The sequence below is a fragment of the Gemmatimonadales bacterium genome (assembly GCA_030697825.1).
Lineage (GTDB): Bacteria > Gemmatimonadota > Gemmatimonadetes > Gemmatimonadales > JACORV01 > JACORV01.
In genome coordinates this window covers 1-14,481 of the sequence record JAUYOW010000202.1, presented here as the reverse complement: position 1 = coordinate 14,481, position 14,481 = coordinate 1, and the positions used below count along the sequence as shown (strand labels likewise).

The window sequence follows — 14,481 nt, the reverse complement described above, 5'->3', positions numbered from 1 at the left end:
CCGCGGCACCAGCTCGTCCAAATGCGGCTCATCGGCGCGCTGCTGCCGTACGTCGAGAGAACTAGGGAGGACCTCCAACTTCTCGCCTCTCCTGCGGACATCTCCTGGGACGAGGACACGCTCGTTCAGCCCGACCTGTTCGTGGTGCCGAAGGCTGAAGTGACGAACGATTGGTTGACATTCAGAACGCTTCTCCTCGCGGTCGAGATCCTGTCGCCCTCATCGGCACGGTCCGACCGGGTGCTCAAGCGGCGCCTCTATCAGGCGCAGCACGTGGGTGCGTATTGGATCGTTGATGCGGAGGCCGCGGTGGTCGAGGTGTGGCGGCCGGGGGACGAGCGGCCGGAGGTAGTGACGGACGTCCTGCGGTGGCGCGTGAGCGAGCCGGCTGCTGAGCTCTCTATCCCCCTCGCCGAACTGTTCGCCGACCTGCCGAGCTAGATAGAAGTCAGGCGCCTAGGCGGCCATCTCCCCCCCCACCAGCAGCTCCCTGAACCTGACATGCGGCGCGCCTTCGGTCACCGGCAGAGGCATCTGCCCGCCCTTGCCGCACCCGCCGCCCATCTGGTTCCACTGGAAGTCGCCGGCGACCCGGTCGATGGCCTGGAGCGACTGGAAGAGGTTCCCCGCCAGCGTGACGTCCTTCACCAGCTCGGCCAGCTTCCCGTCACGGATCATGTAGCCGTGCGAGGCCGTGAACGAGAAGTTCTCGAGGTAGGTCTGCCCGCCCGTCGCATCCACCGCGTACACCCCCAGTTTGACGTCGCGGAGCAGATCGTCGAGCGTGCCCTGGCCACCCTCCATGTAGGTGTTGGTCATCCTAACGATGGGTGGGTGGCGGAAGTTGATCGCACGGGCATTCCCGGTAGGCTTTTCGCCCATGGCAGCCGCGGTCTCCCTCGAGTGCAGGCGGCCGACCAGTATTCCCTTCTCGATGAGACGCGTGTTCTGGGTGGGCGTGCCTTCGTCGTCGTAGGGGAGCGTTCCCCGCAGCCCGGCCGCGCTGCCGTCGTCGCCGATGTTGACAATGTCGCTGCCGAAGCGCCGGCCGAGCGTCATCATCTCCCGCGCCTGCGGGTTCTCGTAGACGAAATCGGCCTCCGACAGATGCCCGAACGCCTCGTGCACGAAGACCCCGGCGAGCCGCGGATCGAGCACCACCGGAAGCGATCCGCCCTGGACGGTGGGCGCCGTCAGCAGCTCGAGCGCGCGCGCGGCGGCGGTCCGGAACATCTCCTCCCTGCCCTGCACGCTGTCCCATCCCTTTCTGAGGCCTAGCGACTCGAGAGAGCGCTCGATCCGGTCTCCGTCGCGCGCGGTGGCCTGCGCCGAGAGGCCGATCGCGGGACGCAGCTCGTACAGCCACGTCCCCTCGCTGTTGGCGTACCACCAGTCACTGCGCTCGTCGTAGTACGAGGCCGAGGTATCCGCGATCTTGTCCGAGGCCGCCAGCATGAGGCCGTTGAGGTGCTCGAGGTAGCGCCGCTTTTCCGTGAGGGAGACCGTGAACGGGTCACCATCGATGGCTGGTGTCACCTCGTCCGCGCGCGGCGCGCTATCCGCGAGGCGGACCGGCTGCTCGAGCTGGATGGCGCGCGACATCTCCTCGGCCATCCCGAGCATCTTCGGCAGCGCGTCCAGGGTCGTGAACGAAGCGACGCCCCAGCCGAAGCCTTCGAACAACACCCGCACATTGCCGCCGGCGTCCACGTTCTCTCCGGCGAGCTCGAGCCGCTTGCCGCGAAAGACGACGCGGCTCGCGCGCGAGCGCTCCCACCGCACCTCGGCGTAATCGGCCTTCGACCGCTTCAGCGCCTCGGTCAGCCGGTCTCGAACGTTGCCGTTGTGAGTCACTTGATCCGTCCGGCGGCGCGAAGCGCCACCTCATAGTCCGGCCGCATCACGATCTCGCCTTCCTCTATCACTTCCCGGTCCCAGGGCAGGATGATCACGTTCGCCGTGGTCATCCCGGCGAAGTCCGTCTTGAAGTCCCCCGTGCGGAAGGCGACGGCGGTCTTCACCAGTTTGGCGCCTTCTTCCTTCATCACGGACAGAGCGAGCCGGATGGTGTCGCCGCTCTCGCAGGTGCCGTCCACGAGCAGCACGCGCCGTCCCTTGGGGCTCAGCGTCGGGCGCGAGATGAGCGACGGCGCTTCCCCCTCCTGTGAGCGCCGCAGCGTCACGGACGCGAAGTCCACCCGAAGGATGCTGGCTACGACTGCGCCCGGGATGACGCCCGCCCGCGCGATTCCGACCACGAGATCGGGCTGGTAGTCGTGCCACACCTTGAGCGCGAGTCCCCGGCACAGCTCGCCGAAGAAGGGCCAGTCGACTTCGAGCACGCTCTTGGGCTGAATGGGCTTGGGCGCGCGAGCCATAGATAACCAACGGAGTGGAGGGTTTAGCGTCCGGGGTGTGGCAAACGCGAACGGTCCGACACCCCCTACCCCCTACACCCTACACCCTACACCCTCCGCGCCGCAACGCCGTCGCAGGAGCGCAACAGACGTAGGTTCTCTATTGCCAAGCGGTTGGCTCATTATTACTTTGGCAATCCATGGGTCTCTTCCGGCGAATCTTCGGTAGCGAGCCCGCCGAGCGCGGGCCGATCAAGCCGCAGCGCCTGGACTACCTCAACGAGGCCATGGCGCTGGAGCGGCAGGGCGACTTCGACGCCGCCATCACCAGCTACCGCCTCGCGCTCCGCGATCACCCCAACGAACCGCGGATACTCCAGAACCTGGCGATCGCCTTCAGCCGGATCGGCAAGCTGGAAGACGCCGTGCGCCACTACCGGAAGGCGCTGGACGCCGATCCGCAGCTCGCGGGGGCGCACTACGGGCTGGGTTTCCTGTTGATGCGCAAGGGCGAGCCCGATGGCGCGGCGAGGCACCTTCGGGCCTTCCTCGGCAACCCGCCGCGCGGCACCGAGGCGCAGAAGTGGATAGAGCACGCCGAGCATGCGCTAAGGGAGATGGAGGTGGACGCCCCTCCCCAGGCGACCGCCGGGATGGAGGGCGCCTGACGCACCGCTACGCCACGGTCGCCGTGGCGTTGGCGCTCGTGATCGTCGGGTACTCCTGCAAGGGTTTCACCGAAAGCAGCAGCCAGCCCGTCGCCATCGAGTTCGTCGGCGCCCCCGACACTGTCGCCGTCGACAGCACGGTGTTCGTCCCCGTGCGGGTGCTCAACCGGTCCGGCGATTCCATCCCGGGCGCCCCCATCGCGCTGACGTCCCTCGACACGCTAACCCGCATCGACGGCACCGGCAGGTCCGTGATCGGGCTGTTTCCCGGGCCGGCACGGATCGTGGCCGCTTCGGGCTCGCTCCAGTCCAGCCCCCTCCGCATCACGGTCAAACCGTAGGGTCTTACGGCCTGATGGTTCGGAGCGCAGATTGTTAGGAGGTAAGAAAAAGAAGACGTTGAGCGCGGCGTCCCTTACGACCCTCAACGCCTTTCCCTCTTAAACCCTTACGCTTCTCCCGGAGGCCCCGTGCCCACACCGACGCAGCCCGGCACCCTGACTCAGCTCTTCTTCGACACGATCGCGCGCTTCGGCTCCAAGCCGGCGGCGCTCCGCTACAAGGCCGGCGGGCGCTGGAACGACATGACCCACGCCGAGCTGGAGAAGCGCGTGCGGCACCTCGGCCTCGCGCTGAAGCGCCTCGGCGTACACCGAGGCGACCGGGTCGCGATCCTGTCCGAGAACCGTCCCGAGTGGGCGATCGCGGACTTCGCCGCGCTGTGCATCGGCGCGACCGACGTGCCCTGCTATCCGACGCTGCCCGCGCCGCAGATCCGCTACATCCTGAACGACTCGGGCGCAGTGGCGATCCTCGTCTCGTCCGCGGTGCAGCTCGCCAAGATCCTGGAGATCCGCGCGGAGTGTCCGGCCCTGAAGCACGTCATCGCGTTCGACCCGGACGCGGCGGGTTCCGGCGTGATGCCGCTGGCCGACGCGTATGCGGCGGGCGCCGCGGCGGACGCCGCGGGCGAAGGGAAGAACTTCAAGCAGGAAGCCCTCTCCGCGAAGCCCGACGACGTCGCCACGATCATCTACACGTCGGGAACCACGGGCGACCCCAAGGGGGTCATGCTCGTGCACAACAACATCTACTCGAACTGCGTGGCGACGGCGCAGGTCATCCCCATGACGCCCGAGGACTCCACGCTCTCGTTCCTGCCGCTGTCGCACATCTTCGAGCGGATGGCCGGTCACTACGGCACGTTCTTCCAGGGCGCGACCATCAACTACGCCGAGAGCATCGACACCCTGGTCGTGAACCTGGGAGAGGTGCGGCCGACGGTGGTGATGTCGGTGCCGCGGGTCTACGAGAAGATCTACGCCCGGGCGCTGGAGAACGCGCTCGCCTCGCCCATCAAGAAGCACATCTTCTTCTGGGCCAAGCGAGTCGGCGAGACTTATGCGGAGTGCGTCCTGGCGGGAAAGCAGCCTCCGGGCGGGCTCTCGCTCCAGTACGGCATCGCCAGCAAGCTGGTGTTCTCGAAGCTCCAGGCGCGGGTGGGCGGGCGGCTGCGCTTCTTCGTCTCGGGCGGCGCACCGCTCCCGGCCGACATCGCGAAGTTCTTCTTCGCCGCCGGCCTGCCGATCCTCGAAGGCTACGGCCTGACCGAGACCTCGCCCGTCATCGCCGTCAACACGCTACAGAAGAAGCGGCTGGGCACGGTGGGAGTGATCATCCCCGGAGTCGAAGTGAAGATCGCGGCCGACGGCGAGATCCTGACGCGGGGGCCGCACATCATGAAGGGCTACTTCAACAAGCCCGAGGCCACGCGCGAGGTGCTGGACCCCGACGGCTGGTTCCACACCGGCGACATCGGCGAGTTCGATCCGGACGGGTTCCTCAAGATCACCGACCGCAAGAAGGACCTCATCGTCACGGCGGGCGGGAAGAACATCGCCCCGCAGCCGATCGAGGCGATGGTGAAGAAGAGCAAGTACGTGGCCAACGCGGTCATGCTGGGCGACAAGCGCAGGTTCTGCATCATGCTGGTCGTGCCGCAATACGAGCACCTGGAGCCGTGGGCGAAGAAGCGGAACCTCGGCTTCAAGGACCGGCGGGAACTGATCCTGCTGGCGGAGGTCAGGGAGAAGATGGAGCGTGAGGTCTTCGAGATGCTCCACGAGCTGGCCAAGTACGAGATGCCGAAGAAGATCCTGCTGGTCGAGAACGACTTCTCGATCGAGGCGGGCGACCTGACGCCGACGCTGAAGGTGAAGCGGCGAGTGGTCGAGAAGCGGTTGCAGCGGGAGATCGACGCTCTCTACGAGGAGCCGGAGGGCGGCGCGGCCGCTACGCGCTAGCGACGGGCAACCCGGCCGCCTTCCAGGCCACGAAGCCGCCGGTCAGGTTCTCCACCTGACGGAACCCGTGCAGCCTCAGCACGCTCGCGGCGATCGCCGACCGCGATCCGGTCTCGCACTGCATGACCACCGTGCGGTCCCGCGGGATCTCGGCGAGGCGATCGGGCACCGAACCCAGCGGGAGGTGGGCGGCGCCGGCGATGTGCCCGGCGTCCCATTCCGACCTCCCCCGGACATCCACGACCAAGACCTCGCCTTTCGCCAGCCTAGGGGCGAGCGCCTCCGCGGTCGTCTGCGGGACGGATCCCAGCTCACGGCCCGCGGCGCGCCACGCATCGAAGGCATCGCCGCCGAGGAAGCCCTTCACGTCGTCCAGACCGATCAGCGCCAGATCGCGGACGGGCTCCTCGATCCGGTGCACCCGCTCCTCGTCGGACAGGAGATAGACCGGTTTCTCGTATGAGAGGAGCGAACCGGCGTAAGTCGGGAACGAGCTGCTCAACGGTAGGTTGATGGTCCCCGGCACGAAGCCTTTCGCGAAGGCCGCGGTGCCGCGCACATCCACGACGACCGCACCCTTGGCCAGCAGCTCGGCCAGCGCGGCCCCGGGCAGGCGCTCGGGACGCTTGAATCCTCCCAGGATGTTCGGACCGTCCCGGTTGAGCCGCTTCATCTGGGCGAAATAGGCCGGCGGCTCCGGCTGGCCCTCGAGCACGTCGCGCACGAAGTCGTCCTCGCGCTCCGAGGCGAGACCCCAGTTGGCGAACCGCTCGTAGCCGAGCGTGGTCTGCGGCACCGCGCCGAGTGCCTTGCCGCACGCCGAGCCCGCGCCGTGCGCCGGCCAGAGCTGGAGGTAGTCGGGGAGCTGCTTGAAGCGCTGGAGCGAGGCGTAGAGCTGGCGCGCCGCGGCCTCCATGGTGCCCGCGATCTTCGCGGCACGCTCGAGCAGGTCGGGCCGGCCCACGTCGCCCACGAAGATGAAGTCGCCGGTGAAGACGCCCATCGGACGGTCGGTGGAGGCGCCATCCGTGATCGCGAACGAGAGGTGTTCCGGCGTGTGGCCCGGCGTGTGCAACGCCTTCACCACCACGTTGCCGACCTTGAACGTGTCACCGTCCTTCAGGATGACCGCGTTCGCTTCGTTCGCGAAGGCGTACTGCCAGTCCGGCCCGCCCTCGCCCGAGAGCAGGAGCTTCGCGCCGGCGCGCTGAGCCAGCTGGCGGCTGCCGGACAGGTAGTCGGCGTGGATGTGCGTTTCGGTGACGTGCGTGACGCGCAGCCCTTCGGTGCGCGCCGCCTCGAGGTACTGGGCGCTGTCGCGGTTGGCGTCCATCACCAGCGCCTCGCCGGTGCGCTGGCACCCGACGAGGTAGCTGGCCTGGGCAAGCTTGGTATCGTAGAACCGCTTGAGCAGCATTGTCCCCCCAATCTAGCGGCCGAGTTTTTCCCCCACCAGAAGCCCGGCGCCGCGGGCCAGCTCGGCGATGCCCTCCGGCGCCGCGGTATCGTTCTCCACCACGAGGCGGAGCCCCTTGAGCAGTACGCGGACGGCTTCGGTGAGCCAGGGCTCGGCTGCATGGTCGGCGCCCAGGACCACGGCGCGCACCGAACCGGTCTTCACCGGGAGAGCGCGCGGCGAACGGAGCACCGAGAAGGCCTCTGAGGGACGCACCACGTCAGGCGGGTTCACGCTGAAGAAGCGCACCCCCGGCACGAGCGCCGCGACCTCCGGCCCGAGGCGTGCCGCGGCGCCGACCAGCAGGGCGTAGCCGCCCCGGCCCTCGAGATCGAGGAAAGCCTGCAAGGCAGCGGCATCGTAGGAAGGACCAGGGAGCGAAGAGCGGGGCGTGGTACCGAGCGACCCGAAATGGGCGATCCCGTCCACGATGGCGTACTCGGCATGACACACCGGGCAGCCGATCCCGCCTCGGATGACGCGCCTTCCATCCATCTCCACGGGGACGCAAACGACATACGACTCATCGTGCCCGGCGGGACAGCGAAGGATCTCGGTGAGCTCGATGAACAACGCGGTCAGTCGGCAGACGCGCAGCCGCGCCGACGCGCAGACATCACGGGCGGAACTCCACCCAGGTCACCTTGCCCGCCTCGACGCGCACCCGGCGGAAGACCTTGTGGTGATCGATCTCCACGCCGAGGACGTACTCGCCGGGCGGCACGTCGGAGACGGCGAAATGCTCGCCGTAGGAGGGGTCGGGGTGGTTGTGCTCGCCGTAGGTCTCCGCGTAGCTGAACGGCGTCTCCTGCGGCTCGGGCTTCACGATTCCGTAGACGCGGGCCTGCGGCACCGGCCGCCCCTGCGCGTCCCACACCTGTCCCGCGACGATGCCCGTGCCCGGCAGTGGCTCGATCCACAGCTCGGGGTTGCGCGGGTACGGCGGGTAACGGACTTCGGGGTCCACGATTGCGCGCAGCGAGTCGGTGGGCGCGGCGTGCACCTCGAGGTGCAGGTGATCATTGGTGGCACGGCCGGTGCTGCCGGCGAGCGCGATGCGCTGGCCGCGCTGCACCCGGTCTCCCGCGCTCACCAGCAGGCGCGAGTTGTGGTAGTACGTCGAGAAGATGTGCATCCGGCTCGCGCGTCCGCCCTCGGAGACCGTGAGCAGGCTGTCGTGCCGGATGGCGACCGTGTTGCTGCCCTGCTCCGCGGGGCCGGCGTGCACGACGACGCCCGCGTCGATCGCCAGCACGGGCGTACCGACCGGGTTGTTGAACTCGACACCCTGGTGCTGCTGGAAGAAGCCGCCCATCGTCGAGCCGTAACGGTAGGTCTGGTCGATGTAGGGCTGATCGGCGGGGGCGATGGGCCGGGCGAACCAGGTGTGCCGCGGCGCCGCCGGCGCGCTCACGCCGGTCGTGTCGCCGGCCGCGGCGCATGCCGCGGGCTGCTGGCCGATGAACCCGCAGGCCGTCCCGAAGAGGGTATCGCCGGGCTCGTTGTTCGGAGGCGAGAGCACCGCGTAAACGTCCCGGGAGCGCGCGGTGCCCTGAGCCGCCTGCACCGTGAGGCCCATGCGGGCGCCGAATATCGCGCCGGTGCTCGTGGCGACGGCGCAGAGCCGGCCATCGCATCCGGCGAGGGCGCGAACGGCGCGGCCGCCTGGTGGCGCCTCCCGCATCAGCACACCCATGCACCGCCAGACTGCCGGCTCCGCGCGACGCTTGGGCCGCATCCCGCCCGCGCAGCGCTCGCTGCCGAGGACGGCCGGCGCCACCGCGCCGGGCGCCTGGATCACGAAGACCGCGCGCACCCGCGCGCCGAGAGCGGGCGTGGGCGATGGGTAGGTGGCGCGGTAGCCGTGGCCGGACCGCCACTCGCCGACGCCGCGCAGCGTCGAGACCCAGAGGCCGCCGGTGCGCGCGGGCGCGACGGTGAGCACGTACCGGCTCGGCAGCGCACCCGCGCCCGCGTCCATGATCGAGTCCCAGGTCGCTCCATCGTCCGCGGTGAAGCGGATGCCGTCCGCCGTGGCGATGTAGACCGTGTCACCGCGCGTCACGATCCCGTTGGGCGCGACGTACTGCCAGCGCGGCCCCAGCTGGGCGTACTCCCAGTTGCGCCAGGTGCGGCCGCCGTCGCGCGAGAACCCCCACCCGTTCCCAACGGTCCCGTACCAGACCTCCCGGCTGGCGCCGAACGCGAAGGCGTGCACGAAGTCCATGGAAATCGAGCGCCCGGTCGAGTCACCGCGGACGCGGCGGAGGTTCTCCCACTGCCGCGCCCCGGGGCGCAGCACGAAGATCCCGTTGCCGTACGTGCCCACCCAGACCGAGCCGTCGGGCCCGCGCGCGAGGGCGAGGATATGCACACCCCAGCCGGACGAATCGGGCAGCGGTGGCAGGTGCGGGGCCGAAGGCGCGGTGGCCGCCACGTACGGCGTCGGCGGCCGAGCGGGCCGCCGCTGGGCGGAGAGCGGCGTCGCTAGCGCGGCCCCCGCCGTCGCCAGAGCGAGCAGGCCGCGCGCCGGCGCGCCAGCGCGCTGGCGCATCGGTCCGTCCATCACATCCTCGGCACGATATGGAACTCGGGGACCACGACCCGGTCAGGACGGGTGGCGATGAACAGCACCGCCTCGGCGACGTCTTCGGAGCGCAACATCTGCTTCCGCTTGGTGAATCCCGGCCGGGCATCGGGATCGACCGGGTCCCAGAGATCGGTGTCGGTGGGGCCCGGCGAAACCAGGGTGGCGCGCACGCCGGTGCCCGCCAGCTCCTCCGCCATCACTTCGTGCAGACCGCGCACTCCGTACTTCCCCGCCGCGTAGGCAGCGTTCCCGGGGAACGCCCGGTGATCGGCGATCGACCCGATGGTGACCACCAGACCGCTGCCCCGCGCGATCATGGCCGGCAGGAAGGCGCGCAGCACCACGAAGGGACCCACCACGTTGTTGGCGAGTTCGCGCGCGAATTCGACCGGGGTCGTCTCGGTCAGGGCCTTGAGCAGGAAGCTGCCCGTGTTGTTGACGAGGATGTCCGGCGGTCCAGGCGCCTTCAGCACGCGCCGCGCGGCGCGCCGCACGTCCTCGGGCTTGGTCACGTCGCAGCGGACGTCGGTCCGGCGCTCGCTCTCCGCGTCGGCGAGGCTCCGTGCGAGCCGCACCACGTGCGCGCCCGCGCTCTGGAGCTCTTCCGCGATGGCGAGGCCGATCCCGCGCGAGGCGCCCGCGACGACGGCCGTGCGGCCGAAGAGCGGCGGCTCCGTCATACCAGGCTGAGGCCGCCGTGTACGAGCCGCAGGAACTCGTCCCGCGTCTTCGGGTCGTCGCGGAAGGTGCCGCGCACCGCCGACGTGACCGCCTTGGAGTGCTGCTTCTCGACGCCACGCATCATCATGCAGAGGTGGTGGGCCTCGATCACCACACCCACGCCGGTGGGGTCGAGCGTGCCCTGGACCGCGTCGGCGATCTGGTCGGTGAGGCGTTCCTGCACCTGGAGCCGCCGCGCGTAGACGTCCACCACCCGCGCCACCTTCGACAGTCCGACGATGCTGCCGCCCGGAATGTAGGCCACGTGCGCCTTCCCGAAGAACGGGAGCATGTGGTGCTCGCACATCGAGTAGAAGTCGATGTCCCGGACCAGGACCATGCTCTCGTGCTTCTCCTGGAACATCGCCTTGCTGATGATCTCGCACGGGTCGGTCGCGTAGCCGCGCGTCATCCACTGCATCGCCTTCACGACGCGCTCGGGCGTCTTCCTGAGCCCCTCGCGCTCCGGGTCCTCGCCCAGGCGGCGGAGCATCTCCGCGACCAGCGCCTCGAACTCCACCTTCGACAGGTCCAACTCAGCCTCCCGTATACTCGACGAGGTTGCGCTCCGTCTCCCAAAGCACTATTCGCGAGAGCCGGCCCCGCGGGATGACGGGCGCGAGGAGCCGCCAGCACACCAGCACGATGTTCTCCGCCGTCGGGATAGTATCCCGGAACTCGGCCACGTCCAGGTTGAGGTTCTTGTGGTCGAACCTGCTCAACACCTGCGACTCGATCAGGTCCTTCAGCGTCTTGATGTCGATCGTGTAGCCGGTCGCGGGGTCGATCTCCCCCGTCACCGAGACATCGAGATTGTAGTTGTGGCCGTGATAATTGGGGTTCGCGCACGGTCCGAAGATCCGAGCGTTCTCGGCCTCGGACAGCGCGGGGTCGTGGAGGCGGTGCGCCGCGTTGAAGTGCGCCCGGCGGGTGACGGTGACCTGTGGAGGCATGGCGTCCGCTTGTTGGGTTCGGGCGGGTCCGGTAGACTTCGCCCGCTGAATGATAATCAGATAATGCCCCAGCCCCGATGAACGTCAAGACGCCGGTCGCGCCGTTGCTTGGCGTGGCGAGCTCCGCCGGCAGCGCGCTCGCGGCGCTGTGGACGTTCCCCGCCATACTCCTCTCGGCCTTCCTGGTGGCGTGGGGCGCCGAGGCCGCGCAGTTCCTGATATCGCAGGGACTCGCCCTCGCCCTGCTGGCCTGGCTCCAGACGCTCCCCGAGTTCGCCGTGGAGGCGGTGATCGCGTGGGAGGCGGGCAAGGACCCGAGCCGGGCCCATCTCGCCATCGCCAACCTCACCGGCGCGATACGGCTGCTCATCGGGCTGGGCTGGCCGATGATCTTCTTCGTGGCGGCCTACTTCGGACGGAAGACGCGCGGCCGCCTGCCGGAGATCGTGCTGGAGCGCGAGCACGCGGTCGAAGTCGTGGGGCTGGCACCGCCGCTCGCGTATTTCGTCTTCATCTACTTCAAGCGCTCCATTTCGATGGTGGACGCCGGCGTCCTGCTCGCCCTCTACCTCGCCTATCTCTGGGTGCTGTGGCAGTGCCCGCCTCACGACACGGAGGAGCTAGAGGAGGCGCCCGTCGTCTCGCGCTGGGCCTACCAGCTCGGCGGCCGGAGGCGCATCGTCGCGATCACCGGGCTTTTCGTGCTGGGTGGCGTGCTGCTCTACGTTACCGCCCACCCCTTCCTCGAGTCCATGCTCGCCGTGGCCGCACTGCTCGGCGTCTCCGAGTTCGTGCTAGTGCAGTGGGTGGCGCCGTTCCTCTCCGAGTTCCCGGAGAAGCTGTCCGCCTTCTACTGGGCCCGCCGCGTGAGCAAGGCGCCAATGGCCCTCATGAACATGGTATCCAGCAACATCAACCAGTGGACCATACTCGCGGCGATGATCCCATTGGTGTACGGGTGGTCGTCCCATGCGGCCGGGCGTGGGTGGCAGCCGTTCCGGTTCGACGGCGAGCAGCAGGTGGAGATCGCGCTCACCATGGCGCAGTCGATCCTCGCCATGCTGCTGCTCTGCAACATGAAGTTCAACTGGGTCGACGCGGCGAGCCTCTTCGTGCTGTGGCTGGTGCAGTTCCTCGTGCCGTCCTGGCGCGAGGAAGTGACGGTGCTGTATATGCTCTGGTGCGCCTGGCTGGTGATCATGTTCGCGACGAAACGGCAGGACTTCGCGGCGGTGCGGGTGTTCGGCGAGGTGTTCAGGGAGAATCGGAGGAGGAGAGCGGTTGGCCGTTAGCCGTTGGCCGTTGGCTTCTCGGACCGCCGACGCCACGCAACGGCCGGCGGCCAATGGCAGAAGCCCCGGCGTTTGCGGCCGGGGCTCGGAGTAACAGGGAACGGAGAGGATTATTGAAGCCCGATTGTAAGGATTGGTCCCGCGCATTGGGTTCCGCCTACCCCCGCGAAGGGGCGTGACGTCCGCCGACGTATATGGGACCTAACCGGACATGTTGGCTCAATAATTAGTCTCTCCGCTCCCATCTTCGAAGGTCTGATCGCTAAGGTAGGGGACCCCGAGTGGGACGTCAAGAAGGGAAAAAGGATGAATCACCGCTCGCTCGGCAAGACCGGCTACCGCGTCTCGGAGATCGGCTTCGGTGCCTGGGGCATCGGCGGCGCGATGTGGCACGGTAGCGACGATGACAAGTCGCTGGCGGCACTCGCCACCGCGCTGGACTTGGGGCTCGACTTCATCGACACCGCGCTGACTTACGGCGACGGCCACAGCGAGAAACTGGTCGCGCGGGTGCTGCGGGACCGAAACGGGAGCGTTGTCATCGCAACCAAGATCCCGCCCCAGAACCACGAGTGGCCGGCCCGACGCGGAATCTCCCTCCGCAAGGTGTTCCCGGCCTCCCATGTCAGGGCGTGCGCCGAGCGGAGCGCACGGAACCTGGCGCGCCCGATCGACCTGCTGCAGTTCCACGTCTGGCGGGACGAATGGCTCCTCGACGCGGACTGGCCCGACGTAGAGCGCACGATGGGGGCTCTCACGGCCGAGGGAACGGTGCGCTCATGGGGTATCTCGATCAACGACCATGACCCCGGCAGCGCGCTCCAGGCGGTCCGACGATGCGACCTCGTGTCGTCGGTGCAGGTCATATACAACATCTTCGACCGGTCGCCGGAACGGGAGCTGTTCCCGCTTTGCCGCGAACGCAACGTGGGAGTCATCGCGCGGGTGCCTTTGGACGAGGGCGGGCTCACCGGCGGGATCGGCCCCGAAACGACGTTCCCACGCGGTGACTGGCGTAACGAGTACTTCACGGACACCCGGAAGGCGGAGGTCGCGGAGCGGGTGACGCGGCTCCAGCCGGTGATCCTGAAGGAATCCGCGTCGCTCGTCGAGGGGGCGTTGCGCTTCTGCTTGAGTCACCCGGCGGTGAGCACCGTGATCCCCGGGATGAGGACGCCGGAGCATGCGAGGGCCAACTGCGGGGTGTCGGATGGGAGGGTGTTGTCGGTCGGACTGTTGAAAGAACTCAAGAAACATCAGTGGGAGAGGAACTTCTATGAATAGCGTTGCAGAGTCGCAGAGTTGCAGCGAGGGACAGTCGACGCGAGAAAGGCGAAAGAGGACACGGTGAACTTGACACTGGCAGTAGCGCTGATGGCGCTGGTGGCGTGGATAGTACTCGGGTTTCTCGTGCCGCTCGGCGCCGGCTGGGTGCACCTACTCCTGGCGGCCGGGGTGATGCTGCTGGTGCGGCGGGTTGTGACCGGCCGTCAGGCGTGGTAGCGTAGCGGGCATGAACCAGCCCCAAGTTGGCCCGACGCCCTCGCCGGCGCTGCAGCCCGCGCGCCTGGCCGTGGAAGTCGCGCCGGTGGTGTTCCTCCTCGCCCTGCTCCTATGGTACGTCAGAGGGATCCTCTCGCCGATCATCGTATTCCCGCTGCTCTGCATCGTTCTCTGGCCGCAACGCGGCAACCGCACGGTCGCGCGGCTCCTTGGCACGACGGGGGCGCTGACGGCGATCTGGGTCCTATACGTGACGGGCGCGCTGCTCGCTCCATTCATTCTCGCGCTCGCCATCGCCTATCTCCTCGCGCCACTGGTCGCGGCGGTCGAGCGACGCCGGGTCCCGCGCAGCCTCGCGATCGCTATCGTTCTGCTCCCGTTCCTCGGCGCGCTGGCGCTGCTCCTGGTGCTGCTCATCCCGGCCGTCGAGAGCCAGGTCACGCAACTCGCGGGCCGGCTGCCCTCGCTGATCAGGCGCGTCGCGGACTGGTTGCTGGAGCTGCGGACCCGCTTCCTGGCCTCCAGCGGGAGCATCCTATCGGAGAGCCAGGCTGAGGGTTTGCGGAACCTCCAGCCCGCGGACCTCGTGGGCATGGTGAATGCGCGCTGGGCGGAGATCGCCCGCCGGATGTGGTCGGC

16 protein-coding genes are annotated in these 14,481 nt (G+C 68.4%); 8 read left to right on the top strand and 8 right to left on the bottom strand.

The annotated features are described in order from the left end of the window. Nucleotides 1-441: Uma2 family endonuclease (locus Q8Q85_10875; protein ID MDP3774756.1), on the top strand; the 441-nt coding region annotated here is incomplete at its 5' end. 15 nt (nt 442-456) lie between these two features. Here the strand turns inward: Q8Q85_10875 and Q8Q85_10870 are convergent. Further along, complete coding sequence (locus Q8Q85_10870) at nt 457-1,854, bottom strand: TldD/PmbA family protein (GenBank protein MDP3774755.1); 1,398 nt, start codon at nt 1,852-1,854, stop codon at nt 457-459. Then, complete coding sequence (locus Q8Q85_10865; protein MDP3774754.1) at nt 1,851-2,378, bottom strand: phosphoribosyltransferase family protein; 528 nt, start codon at nt 2,376-2,378, stop codon at nt 1,851-1,853. The genes Q8Q85_10870 and Q8Q85_10865 overlap by 4 nt, the downstream gene beginning before the upstream one ends. Before the next feature lie 179 nt (nt 2,379-2,557). Between Q8Q85_10865 and Q8Q85_10860 the strand changes: the two genes are divergently transcribed. The 3 genes from Q8Q85_10860 to Q8Q85_10850 all read left to right on the top strand — a co-directional run bounded on the left by Q8Q85_10860 (nt 2,558) and on the right by Q8Q85_10850 (nt 5,328). Continuing rightward, on the top strand, nt 2,558-3,025 hold the full coding sequence (locus tag Q8Q85_10860; protein MDP3774753.1) for a tetratricopeptide repeat protein: 468 nt from the start codon (nt 2,558-2,560) through the stop codon (nt 3,023-3,025). Nucleotides 3,026-3,048: 23 nt separating this feature from the next. Beyond that, nucleotides 3,049-3,366, top strand: coding sequence for a hypothetical protein (locus Q8Q85_10855; GenBank protein MDP3774752.1), 318 nt, complete (start codon nt 3,049-3,051; stop codon nt 3,364-3,366). A gap of 129 nt (nt 3,367-3,495) precedes the next feature. Further along, a complete protein-coding gene (locus tag Q8Q85_10850) occupies nt 3,496-5,328 on the top strand; it encodes an AMP-dependent synthetase/ligase (GenBank protein ID MDP3774751.1) in 1,833 nt (610 codons plus the stop codon). Here Q8Q85_10850 and Q8Q85_10845 read toward each other — a convergent pair. The 6 genes from Q8Q85_10845 to Q8Q85_10820 are packed head-to-tail and all read right to left on the bottom strand — an operon-like array spanning nt 5,318 to nt 11,047. Then, nucleotides 5,318-6,745: an MBL fold metallo-hydrolase gene (locus Q8Q85_10845; protein ID MDP3774750.1), complete on the bottom strand. Its 1,428-nt coding sequence runs from the start codon at nt 6,743-6,745 to the stop codon at nt 5,318-5,320. The genes Q8Q85_10850 and Q8Q85_10845 overlap by 11 nt on opposite strands. A gap of 12 nt (nt 6,746-6,757) precedes the next feature. Then, nucleotides 6,758-7,357, bottom strand: coding sequence for a hypothetical protein (locus Q8Q85_10840; protein MDP3774749.1), 600 nt, complete (start codon nt 7,355-7,357; stop codon nt 6,758-6,760). A 43-nt stretch (nt 7,358-7,400) separates the two neighbouring features. Continuing rightward, nucleotides 7,401-9,350, bottom strand: coding sequence for a M23 family metallopeptidase (locus Q8Q85_10835; protein ID MDP3774748.1), 1,950 nt, complete (start codon nt 9,348-9,350; stop codon nt 7,401-7,403). Next, nucleotides 9,350-10,054 (bottom strand): SDR family oxidoreductase, encoded by a 705-nt coding sequence (locus Q8Q85_10830; protein ID MDP3774747.1) that lies wholly within the window; start codon nt 10,052-10,054, stop codon nt 9,350-9,352. Before Q8Q85_10830 ends, Q8Q85_10835 begins: the two co-directional genes overlap by 1 nt. Then, on the bottom strand, nt 10,051-10,629 hold the full coding sequence (folE, locus tag Q8Q85_10825) for a GTP cyclohydrolase I FolE (GenBank protein ID MDP3774746.1): 579 nt from the start codon (nt 10,627-10,629) through the stop codon (nt 10,051-10,053). Before folE ends, Q8Q85_10830 begins: the two co-directional genes overlap by 4 nt. Before the next feature lies 1 nt (nt 10,630). Continuing rightward, on the bottom strand, nt 10,631-11,047 hold the full coding sequence (locus Q8Q85_10820) for a 6-carboxytetrahydropterin synthase (GenBank protein MDP3774745.1): 417 nt from the start codon (nt 11,045-11,047) through the stop codon (nt 10,631-10,633). Between the two features lie 77 nt (nt 11,048-11,124). Here Q8Q85_10820 and Q8Q85_10815 point away from each other — a divergent pair, with 77 nt between their 5' ends. The 4 genes from Q8Q85_10815 to Q8Q85_10800 all read left to right on the top strand — a co-directional run. Next, entirely contained in the window at nt 11,125-12,339 is a 1,215-nt protein-coding gene (locus tag Q8Q85_10815) for a hypothetical protein (protein MDP3774744.1), read from the top strand. Nucleotides 12,340-12,645: 306 nt separating this feature from the next. Further along, the gene (locus Q8Q85_10810) at nt 12,646-13,623 is read left to right on the top strand and encodes an aldo/keto reductase (protein MDP3774743.1); all 978 of its coding nucleotides are present in this window, start codon (nt 12,646-12,648) and stop codon (nt 13,621-13,623) included. 63 nt (nt 13,624-13,686) lie between these two features. After that, a complete protein-coding gene (locus Q8Q85_10805) occupies nt 13,687-13,842 on the top strand; it encodes a hypothetical protein (protein MDP3774742.1) in 156 nt (51 codons plus the stop codon). 10 nt (nt 13,843-13,852) lie between these two features. Then, nucleotides 13,853-14,481: AI-2E family transporter (locus Q8Q85_10800; GenBank protein MDP3774741.1), on the top strand; the 629-nt coding region annotated here is incomplete at its 3' end.

Excerpts from the sequence above, each read along its gene's own strand:
- Q8Q85_10865 (MDP3774754.1), bottom strand. The coding sequence starts at position 2,378 with ATGGCTCGCGCGCCCAAGCCCATTCAGCCCAAGAGCGTGCTCGAAGTC.
- Q8Q85_10860 (MDP3774753.1), top strand. The coding sequence starts at position 2,558 with ATGGGTCTCTTCCGGCGAATCTTCGGTAGCGAGCCCGCCGAGCGCGGG.
- Q8Q85_10845 (MDP3774750.1), bottom strand. The coding sequence starts at position 6,745 with ATGCTGCTCAAGCGGTTCTACGATACCAAGCTTGCCCAGGCCAGCTAC.
- Q8Q85_10835 (MDP3774748.1), bottom strand. The coding sequence starts at position 9,350 with ATGGACGGACCGATGCGCCAGCGCGCTGGCGCGCCGGCGCGCGGCCTG.
- Q8Q85_10830 (MDP3774747.1), bottom strand. The coding sequence starts at position 10,054 with ATGACGGAGCCGCCGCTCTTCGGCCGCACGGCCGTCGTCGCGGGCGCC.
- Q8Q85_10820 (MDP3774745.1), bottom strand. The coding sequence starts at position 11,047 with ATGCCTCCACAGGTCACCGTCACCCGCCGGGCGCACTTCAACGCGGCG.
- Q8Q85_10815 (MDP3774744.1), top strand. The coding sequence starts at position 11,125 with ATGAACGTCAAGACGCCGGTCGCGCCGTTGCTTGGCGTGGCGAGCTCC.
- Q8Q85_10810 (MDP3774743.1), top strand. The coding sequence starts at position 12,646 with ATGAATCACCGCTCGCTCGGCAAGACCGGCTACCGCGTCTCGGAGATC.